This window comes from uncultured Campylobacter sp. (assembly GCF_937981295.1).
Taxonomy (GTDB): domain Bacteria; phylum Campylobacterota; class Campylobacteria; order Campylobacterales; family Campylobacteraceae; genus Campylobacter_B.
The window spans coordinates 18,223-27,311 of sequence record NZ_CALJPC010000076.1; the positions used below are offsets into that span (position 1 = coordinate 18,223).

The 9,089-nt window shown below is 45.1% G+C and carries 9 protein-coding genes; 5 read left to right on the forward strand and 4 right to left on the reverse strand.

The window, feature by feature from the left end; all coding sequences use genetic code 11:
• Window positions 1-12 precede the first annotated feature (12 nt).
• Window positions 13-2,121, reverse strand: a complete 2,109-nt coding sequence (locus Q0135_RS06995) for a ribonucleoside triphosphate reductase (RefSeq protein ID WP_297989430.1) — start codon at window positions 2,119-2,121, stop codon at window positions 13-15.
• Between the two features lie 171 nt (window positions 2,122-2,292).
• Here Q0135_RS06995 and Q0135_RS07000 point away from each other — a divergent pair, with 171 nt between their 5' ends.
• From Q0135_RS07000 to Q0135_RS07020, 5 genes are all read left to right on the forward strand, one after another.
• The gene (locus Q0135_RS07000; RefSeq protein ID WP_297989432.1) at window positions 2,293-2,925 is read left to right on the forward strand and encodes a hypothetical protein; all 633 of its coding nucleotides are present in this window, start codon (window positions 2,293-2,295) and stop codon (window positions 2,923-2,925) included.
• A 51-nt stretch (window positions 2,926-2,976) separates the two neighbouring features.
• Window positions 2,977-3,189 carry a 30S ribosomal protein S21 gene (gene rpsU / locus Q0135_RS07005; RefSeq protein WP_005869392.1) on the forward strand — a complete coding sequence of 71 codons (213 nt, stop codon included), beginning with the start codon at window positions 2,977-2,979 and terminating at the stop codon, window positions 3,187-3,189.
• Window positions 3,190-3,462: 273 nt separating this feature from the next.
• Window positions 3,463-4,056, forward strand: coding sequence for a hypothetical protein (locus Q0135_RS07010; protein ID WP_297989434.1), 594 nt, complete (start codon window positions 3,463-3,465; stop codon window positions 4,054-4,056).
• A 76-nt stretch (window positions 4,057-4,132) separates the two neighbouring features.
• Window positions 4,133-5,131, forward strand: a complete 999-nt coding sequence (locus Q0135_RS07015; RefSeq protein ID WP_297989436.1) for a hypothetical protein — start codon at window positions 4,133-4,135, stop codon at window positions 5,129-5,131.
• 229 nt (window positions 5,132-5,360) lie between these two features.
• Window positions 5,361-5,504 carry a hypothetical protein gene (locus Q0135_RS07020; RefSeq protein ID WP_297989438.1) on the forward strand — a complete coding sequence of 48 codons (144 nt, stop codon included), beginning with the start codon at window positions 5,361-5,363 and terminating at the stop codon, window positions 5,502-5,504.
• 275 nt (window positions 5,505-5,779) lie between these two features.
• Here the strand turns inward: Q0135_RS07020 and Q0135_RS07025 are convergent, their stop codons facing one another.
• The 3 genes from Q0135_RS07025 to yedE form a co-directional block, all read right to left on the reverse strand.
• The gene (locus Q0135_RS07025) at window positions 5,780-6,676 is read right to left on the reverse strand and encodes a sulfatase-like hydrolase/transferase (RefSeq protein ID WP_367272146.1); all 897 of its coding nucleotides are present in this window, start codon (window positions 6,674-6,676) and stop codon (window positions 5,780-5,782) included.
• A 220-nt stretch (window positions 6,677-6,896) separates the two neighbouring features.
• Window positions 6,897-7,268: a hypothetical protein gene (locus Q0135_RS07030; protein ID WP_297989440.1), complete on the reverse strand. Its 372-nt coding sequence runs from the start codon at window positions 7,266-7,268 to the stop codon at window positions 6,897-6,899.
• A 221-nt stretch (window positions 7,269-7,489) separates the two neighbouring features.
• Window positions 7,490-8,551, reverse strand: a complete 1,062-nt coding sequence (yedE, locus tag Q0135_RS07035) for a YedE family putative selenium transporter (protein WP_297989442.1) — start codon at window positions 8,549-8,551, stop codon at window positions 7,490-7,492.
• Between the last annotated feature and the right edge of the window lie 538 nt (window positions 8,552-9,089).

The following is a 9,089-nucleotide window of genomic DNA, read 5'->3' on the forward strand; positions in this document are numbered from 1 at the left end:
TTTAATCGCTATTTAGGCGCCCTTGCTCTGCTTGGCTTTGTATTCCGCGAGTAGCTCCTCGTCGCATTTCGGGCAGTATTCATGCTCACCGCTGATGTAGCCGTGCTTATGACAGACGCTAAAAATCGGCGTGATCGTGATATAAGGAAGCTTATAGTTTTGCACTACGCTTTTTACGAGCTGTTTACACGCCTGAGCCGAGCTGATGCGCTCCTTCATATACAGATGCAGCACCGTGCCGCCTGTATAGGAGCTTTGCAGCTCGTCTTGCATCGCCAGCGCCTCGAACGGATCGCTTCCGAAATTTGCCGGCAGCTGTGTCGAATTGGTGTAATATATATTTTTATCAAATCCCGCTTGGATGATATCTGCGTAGCGCTTCTTATCCTCTTTGGCGAAGCGATACGTCGTACCCTCGGCAGGCGTGGCTTCGAGATTGTATAGATTGCCCGTCTGCTCCTGAAACGAGCGGATCTTCTCGCGCAGATACTCAACCATTTTAAGGGCAAATTTACGCCCGAATTCCGTCGTAATATCCTCTTTATTTCCACTAAAATTTCGGATCATCTCGTTTGCGCCGTTGATACCGATGGTGCTGAAATGGTTATTAAAGCCCGGCAGATAGCGCTTCGTATATGGATACAAGCCGCGCTCAAACATCTCGGTAACGAATTTTCGCTTCTTTTCAAGCGTCGAGCTAGCAAGCTCTAAAAGCTCGTCCAGCCTCGCGTACAGCGCCTCTTCGTTATTTTTATACAGATAGCCTAGGCGGGCTAAATTTATCGTTACGACGCCGATACTTCCCGTCATCTCTGCGCTTCCGAAAAGTCCTCCGCCGCGCTTAAGAAGCTCTCGCAAATCAAGCTGCAAGCGGCAACACATCGAGCGCACGGCGCCAGGCTTATACGCCTTTGGATTGGGTACGCGCTCGCCCTTTTCGTTCGTGATATATTGCGAGCCGATAAAATTTTGAAAATAGCTCGAGCCCACCTTGGCGGTGTTTTCAAAAACCGCATCGGCTGCAGGAGTATCCCAATCAAACTCCTCCGTTAAATTTACCGTAGGAATCGGGAAGGTAAACGGCTGGCCGCACTTATCGCCCGTAGTTAAAACCTCATAAAACGCGATCACGATGCGGTTCATCTCAGGCTCGAAATCGCCGTAAGTCAAAGCCTCGAGCGAGTCCTTACCGCGCCTTTTAGCCTCCGTCAAAAGCTCCTCATCGTGTAAATTTTTAAATAGATGCTCGTTATTATGCGTAGGAATCTGCGTTTTTAGATCATCCGGGCAGGTCATATCGATGGTGACGTTGGTAAACGGGCTCTGCCCCCAGCGCGCCGGGACGTTTAGGTTAAACACAAAACTCGTGATAGCCTTTTTAACCTCATCGTCGCTTAATTTATCGCGGAAAACGTATGGCGCCAGATATGTATCAAAGCTGCTAAACGCCTGTGCGCCAGCCCATTCGCTTTGTAAAATTCCAAGGAAATTTGCCATCTGATACAGCGCTTCGCGGAAATGCTTCGGCGCCTTGCTCTCGACTCTGCCGCGCACGCCGTTAAAGCCCTCGTTTAGAAGCACGCGCAAGCTCCAGCCCGCGCAATACGCCGTAAGGCAGTCCAGATCGTGGATATGATAGTCTCCGTTTCGGTGCGCCGCGCCCTCCTCGCGAGAGTAAATTTTATCGAGCCAGTAGTTTGCGATGACCTTGCCGGCGGTGTTATTGATAAGACCTGCGTTTGAGTAGCTGGTATTGGAATTTGCCAAAATTCGCCAATCCTGCTTGCTGATATATTCATTGACCGTCTGGGTGCAGTTGATATAGGTCGTATCCTCCTCAAGCCCCAAAATGTGCTCACGCTGCATCTTGTGCGTGTGGCGATAGATCATAAAGCTTTTCAAAACGGCGAAATCGCCCGCTTCGAAGAGCTTTTTCTCGATGAGATCTTGAATATCTTCTACGCTTAATTTATCCTTAAAAACGATCGCGCCCATTACGTTATCAAAAACCTTTTCGTCAAACTCGGTACCGACGCTTTTGTAGGCTTTTTTGATAGCATCTTTTATTTTGTAGGATTGAAATTCTTGAAAACTTCCGTCTCTTTTAATGATTCTCTTCATAATAACCCCGCGAATTTTCTGAATAAATTGGCAGAAAGTATATCAAGGAATCTTTAACTCAAAATTAAAGGAATGAGCGGAATATCCGTTACAAATTTTGCTTATAAAAAACGAAATTTAACCAAATCTCGCTATAATCGCAGAGTTTATTTTATAAAATTTGGAAATGCTATGAAAAATTTTAAAATAAGTTTTTTCGTGATTTTACTATGTGTCTTTTTAGCAGGCTGCGCTGCGCTTAAAGGCTCTAAAAGCACGGATAATTCGGCGCTTACCGGAGGCATTGATCACGCAGGATATCCAAACGCATATCTGGAGCGCATTGCAGGCGAAAGCATCGCTGATCTACTCTCAAAGCGTATTGTCGGCAAGAAAGGCGGTAAATTTAGTGTCGTCGGCATCGAGCCACTGGATGGAACGAACGCGCACGGCGTGGATGCGGAATTTTTGAGCAAAAAAATTAGAATTTCACTACTGCATTCAGGCAAAGCAGTCGTCACAGACGCCCCAAGTAAAGATGAACTCGTATTTAGCAACGATGGCGTAAGCCGTGGCTATCACGCCGTAGAAAGCGGCTCGATCTACGCGCCGGATTACATCTTGGTAGGTAAAATTTTACCGCAAAGCCCCGCTGCGGCAAATGACGGTAAAGCAGAATCTAAAAAATCAAAAAATTTAAATTCTGCAGCTAAAAATTCTACCGCGCAAGCAAGCGAAAGCCTACTTTTAGAGCTTTCGATGATAGATACTCGCAACAACAAAAGCGTGTGGAAGTATAAAAAAGCGCTTCAAAAGCAAATTTAAGGAATTTTTCGCTAAACTCACAATTCATTTTTTTGAAAGGCGGTGAGGAAAGTGCCTGGAGTAAAGGTATATCCGAACGAATCATTTGACGAAGCTTACAGACGCTTTAAGAAGCAGACCGATCGTAACCTAGTCGTTACCGAGGTTCGCGCGAGACGATTTTTTGAGCCGATGACGGAAGTCCGCAAAAAGCAAAAAATTTCAGCTCGCAAAAAGATGCTTAAACGTCTTTACACGCTACGTCGCTACGAGTCACGCTTGTAGCAACTTGCGCGGATTTGCGGATTTTAAATTTGCAGATCTGCGCGAAATTTTATCTCACATCTTTTTTAAATTTACAGTCCGCTTAAAATTTTACCCGCCGCGTCAGCGCCGAAATTCCAATCTAAATTTTAAAATTTATCTAATTAAATTTACCCGCCTTTTTGCGGCGCCTGCTTTATACGACATATCCGCCCGCGAGCCGCTAAATTTTGAAATTTATCTTTACCTATTCGTTTTTTAGATATACTTTTGCATAAATTTCAAGGAGCAAATATGGATTTAAACGACTACCTGCACACTCAAGACCAGCAACCCTCAAACCCGCAAGAAAAAGAAGTAGCACTCATCAAATACACCTTCATCGCGGCCTGCGCCTTAAAAGCTATAGCCGAACTGGTGCTATTGCTATTAGGAATTTACGGCGGATTGGGAGTGCTACTAAGCGCAGCGGCATTCGTGCTTTTTATCTTTAGCATTTATAATATCTCTAAACTTACCGTAAGCCGCAGCCTTTTGCGTAACGTAGCCATTGCCTTTGCGGCGATATTTATAGGCGTATTGTTATTTATATTTTTAGCGGGCGGCATCATCGCTCAAATACTACTTGCATTGGGATTCATCGCATCGTTTCTGTTTTTTTATAGATTTTATCAGGAGCTTGCCGATACTAGTGGCGTCGCGATATTTTCATATTGCTTTATCGCGCTTGTACTTGCAGCTATTGCAAATGCGTTTTTGGCACGTTTTTCGCTGCCTGCTACGGTGCTACTAAGCTTAGCGGCTCTTGCGCTTAACGCTTTTGCTATATTCAGCGTAGAGGGTTTTTCTCGTTCGTATTATTCTTATGATCTTAGAGGCAAGAGATAAATTTTGATTGCTTGATTGGTTGTGGAAAGACCGGCAAAGAGCTAAATTTTTAAAATTTAAAATCAAGGAGCAAGCCGTGGTCTATTTCAAACACATATTTCTCGCGCTGTTTTGCGGGGCGCTATTTTGCGGCGTACTTTACGGCGAAAATCCAAATAAAATTTCAAAACAAAATTTTAAATCTGACTTTATCTGGGGCGTTACGATCGACGACGGCTGGTACGAGGACGCACAAGACGCCTCGGGCGCGAAGCTGCAAAGTATCGTGCGCGCCCTGCAAGCCCTACCCGTAAAGCCCACCGTGCGCGTCGTGATGTCAAAAGATATCGCTCCGCGCGAGTACGAGCCTCTTTTTAGGCGACTTAGCGAGGTTTCGTACGTGATGGCCTGCCCCGTGGACTCCTACGAGATGAGCTCGTACAAAAGCGTGAAAAGCTACGAAAAGAGGTTCGCAGACGCCTTCGCCGCGCTCGCGCCCTACGTCACGATATGGGAGATCGGCAACGAAATAAACGGCGAGGGCTGGCTCGGGGATGATGCGAATTTCATTGCCGCCAAGATGATCGCGGCATTCGAGTTCATCCACAAGAAAGGCGCTAAGACGGCGCTTACTGCGTATTATACGCCGAGCGGAGTACAAAAAATAGAAATGCGCGAGTGGCTGCGAAAATTCGTGCCGCAGGATATGAAAGATGGGCTGGATTATCTTTTCGTAAGTTACTACGAGGACGACAACGAGGGCTTTACGCCTGATTGGAGCGAAATTTTTACCGATCTGCAAAGCGCCTTCCCTGCTTCGAAGCTCGGCATCGGCGAGTGCGGAAACACGGCGTCGGACGCTACGCAGGCGAGCAAAAAGACTATGATGAGGCGGTATTATACGATGCCGCGCTACGCGAAAAACTACGTGGGTGGGTACTTTTGGTGGTATTTCGTGCAAGACTGCGTAAAGGGCGCCGAAGCGGGCGCTTCAAACGGCAAAAATCGTGGCGCACGTGACAAAGCGAAAGCTGCGGACGAGCTGCTAAAAAGTCTTAGCGAAGCAATAGGCCAAGCTTGTCGCGATAAAAATTAAATTTATAAAGACTAAATTTAACCATTCAGGTCCGTAAGCCTAAATTTAAGGTAATGCAAACTCGCTTTAATATAGAATTCTTTTCAATAAAATTTTAAACGAAGGGGCGTAAAATGAAAATCCTACTGATCCTGGCAAATCAGCCGTATAACGGCTCGGGCAACGCCTACAACGCATTGAGGCCAGCGGACAGCCTGCATAAAAAGGCGAGGATGTAAGAATTTTTCTTATGAATGACACGGTCGATCTCGTAATAGATAGCACTGAAAAACCGGGGAATTACGACATTGATCTGGTAGCCGAACTAAAGGAGCTATATCGCGGTGGTGTGGCGCTAAAAGTATGCGGCAACTGCCAAAGCAGATGTGGCTGATTTTGGTCGGGTTATAAGTGCCAAGATCCATCTTGTCGGTTAAACGCAATAAGTGTTAAATCTGTATGCTACGCTTAGTAAAAGCGAATTTGCGGTGCAATATAAACATAATTTTACGATATCACGGCTAGCTAGATACATGATATAGAGCTCTTATATTTACAAAATTTCATGATTGTTGCAAATAAATGCCTCAAATGTAAATCGCAATCGGCAAGGATTAAAACGAGGGAGTTTTATATCCGTTTATACTACTTGAGGTGACAAAAATGAGTCTATTTGCTAGACTCTTGCTGTGCTCGTACCGCTTCGTCATAAGAAAGCTTAGACAAAATTCTACTTGCGTTTACAAAGAATTCATCATCGGCATCAAATGGTAAGCTCTCGCGCGAGAGCAGGTTTCTGCCGAAATTCATCTCATCCAAGATTCCTAAATACCCAAGCACAGTTGTAAAAGTATCGAACGAGGTACCACGCTTTTTGATCTCGAACTCTCCATCCAAATCATCATCCAGTATCACAAATAAGTCCCGCTCGTCTTTAAGTCCATCGCCAAAGCCACCATCTATAGCATTTTTATAAAATAGCGGATGATCATTTTGCAGTACAATGATTGTGTTCGCTGCATATGGACTTGAGCGAATTTGCTCAATAAATTTACTCACTAATAGGTCACTGCAATGCACCGCGCGTAGCATTGGCACGGCATTTTCATTATATTCTAGCCCTTCACATGAGCGCGGGATAAATCCACTTGGAGTGTGCGTACCAATCGTGAGAAGTGAGAACAAAAACGGCTTACCTGCTTTGTTTAGACGCTCAAAATCATTCCATGCCACACGAAGCATATCATCGTCATCCACACCCCATTCATTAGTATGAACCGATGGATCCACGGCTAAAATTTCGCTTCTCCCCTTAATTTCGTCATAACCTCTTTGATGCAAAAAGCCTCTAGTACCCTGAAAATTTAAGTCAGCGCCCTTTATAAAATAGGTATGGTATCCCAAAGAGTGTAAAATTTCGCTAGCGCAGACAATATTTTTAGTGAAATTTTCAGAAGCCATATCTTTGGCAGATGCAAACGTATAATTTGCAGCACAGTGTGAACCAAACAGCCCTTTAATAGTAAAACCAGTATCTACTACTTGGTGTATTTCAGAAAAATCTATACGATTTTTGAGTGCATTTAGATGTGGTGTAAGTTTGGAAAAATTTCTTTCGTCAGTATAGGCGCGATCAAAACTCTCTAAAAAATATAGACAATATTTTTACGCTTTATCGGAGCCTTGGGATGTGGAATGGCTAGATACGGATAAACCTGCTTCTTAATCGCTTCTACGGGCGGATTCAGTTGCAGATAATATTCTTTAGCTGCATAGTAAAGAGGGTTCAAAAAAAGGCTGTTAAAATACATGGCATAAATAAAATACCAAGCTTTGAGCTATGACGAAAATGCAAAATGCGTACGGTAATAATTATACTAAGTAATATGATCGCTACGCAAATCATCACCAAAATCGCAATTTCACGCGCAAAACTTGTAATCGGAGCGCCTTCTATAGAGGTACAAAAAAATGTTATCACAAATAGTCCGAAATGCTTTCCAAAAACGAAAAATAGCAACAAATCGAAGCAAAGTGCAAAAATATAAATTAGTGCAATTATACCAACAGCAATTTTAAAAGTTCTATTCGACAAAAATGCTGCAAAAATCAGCGAAATAGCAAAAAACAAAACCGAAAAAATTGTAGTAAATTCCAAAAACAACCTTAAATTTAGCAAAATTTAATGCGTAGTCTAGCAAGAATGACTTTAAAATTTACTAACGCAGGCACAAAAATTACTTTTTAAAGTTATAGCGGCACAAAATTTTATACGGCGATTTTAAATTTCACCGTATATAATTTTGCAATTAAAGCATGGGTTTGCCGTTACACCAAGCGTATGACAGCGAACCGAGCCAAGTTCTGCTAACGTCTGCGTTAGCCGACGCGTCTTTGAAAAATCCCCACGTAAAGCGCGAAAACAAAACCGATCGCAACCGCGTAAGGAGCGAACTCGGTGATGCCTTTAGCCGAGCTTGCGAGCAAGAAATTATGCGCGATCGCAGCGCCCGCCGCCATGCCGATAACGAATATGCCCGAGCTTAAATTTCCCGTGCCGGCCTGCACCAGATGCTTACCGGGGCAGCCCTCGCTTAGGCTGAAGCAAAGTCCTGCGAGCACCATACCCAAGAAATTCCAAACGAAATCGTTATGCGCGATAGGCTGGCCTTCGAAGCCGAGCTTGTATTGTCCAAACGCGATATTTGCGATGCTCGCAAACACGATGACGCTTAGCACGCCCCAAAACATCGAGAAATCACCGCTGAAAATTCTACCGAACGCGCCGACGCTGCAAAATTTGCTTCTATGCATCACCGCGCCCACGATAATGCCTGCAGCCAGCGAGATGCCTACCGCGGCGTGTTGTGCGCCGGGACCTTTAGCGGAGATAAAAAGCGCGCCGCCCTCGCCCGTTTTGAGTCCGAAAACCAAAGCCGCAAGTAGCGCTGCGCCCAGTATCACGGGCAAAATTCCGATCGGGCCGCTAAGTCTTGCCTCTTTACTCGCCTCATAGCCGCGCTTTTTAAGCAAAAACCCAATGAGTACGCCGCAGATCAGACCTGCCAATCCGGCTAGCGCTGTCAAATCGCCGCCGCCTAGGCGTAAAAACGCGCGCCACGGACATCCCAAAAACACAAGGCAGCCGATCATCGCGAAGATCCCTAGGAAAAATTTTGCAAACGGCGAGCTGCCGGTAACCGGCGCGAACTCGCGCGTCCAAAGCACGCTTGCCAAAAAGCCGCCGAACACGAGCCCTATGATCTCCGGGCGGATGTATTGCACCGCGCTAGCTCGGTGAAAGCCCAGCGCGCCGGTGGTGTCGCGCAAAAAGCAAGCGACGCAAACGCCCATATTGCCCGGATTACCGAAATGCACCAGCGTCGCACCCAGCACGCCTAGCACGGCGCCTGCGATGATGTACCATTTAACGTTATTCATGAAAAAGTCCTGAAATAATTTAGATCGACCGATCTCTTAGGCGCGATTTTATCCTTTGTAAAATAAAAAGCAAATAAATTCCGATCTGAATTTGCGAAAAGCGAAATTTTAAAATCGCGCGGGCGACCGCTAAATTTAGACGCAAACGAATCGCGGATGTTTAAATTTAGACTCTTTGCTGTGATAGAAATGCCGAATTTAGCAGCCTGAGCGTGGCGCAAACGAATCGAAACGAAAAGCCAAGGCGCAGAGGCGGTCAGACGAAACGCGATAAAAACAGGTGCAAGCGGAGCAGAGCCGAGGGGGCAGAAACGGCGCGATAAAGTACAAACAAGACGCAGTCAAAATGCGTAAACGGCTTAGGCGGAGCACAATACTTGCCGCCAATAAAAACAAATTTCAAATGGTTTTGAAATTAAATTTCAACCTTATTTAAGTATGCGGATATATAATAATGTATTTCAATTTTATTTTAAAGGGCGGGTATGAAAAAGCGAATTTTATTGGTGCCGCTTACGATAGGCGCAATAGGCGGAGC

Bases quoted from the DNA above. Each gene is read 5' to 3' on its own strand.
- yedE (WP_297989442.1), bottom strand. From the start codon at position 8,551: ATGAATAACGTTAAATGGTACATCATCGCAGGCGCCGTGCTAGGCGTG.
- Q0135_RS06995 (WP_297989430.1), bottom strand. From the start codon at position 2,121: ATGAAGAGAATCATTAAAAGAGACGGAAGTTTTCAAGAATTTCAATCC.
- Q0135_RS07000 (WP_297989432.1), top strand. From the start codon at position 2,293: ATGAAAAATTTTAAAATAAGTTTTTTCGTGATTTTACTATGTGTCTTT.
- Q0135_RS07020 (WP_297989438.1), top strand. From the start codon at position 5,361: ATGAATGACACGGTCGATCTCGTAATAGATAGCACTGAAAAACCGGGG.
- Q0135_RS07010 (WP_297989434.1), top strand. From the start codon at position 3,463: ATGGATTTAAACGACTACCTGCACACTCAAGACCAGCAACCCTCAAAC.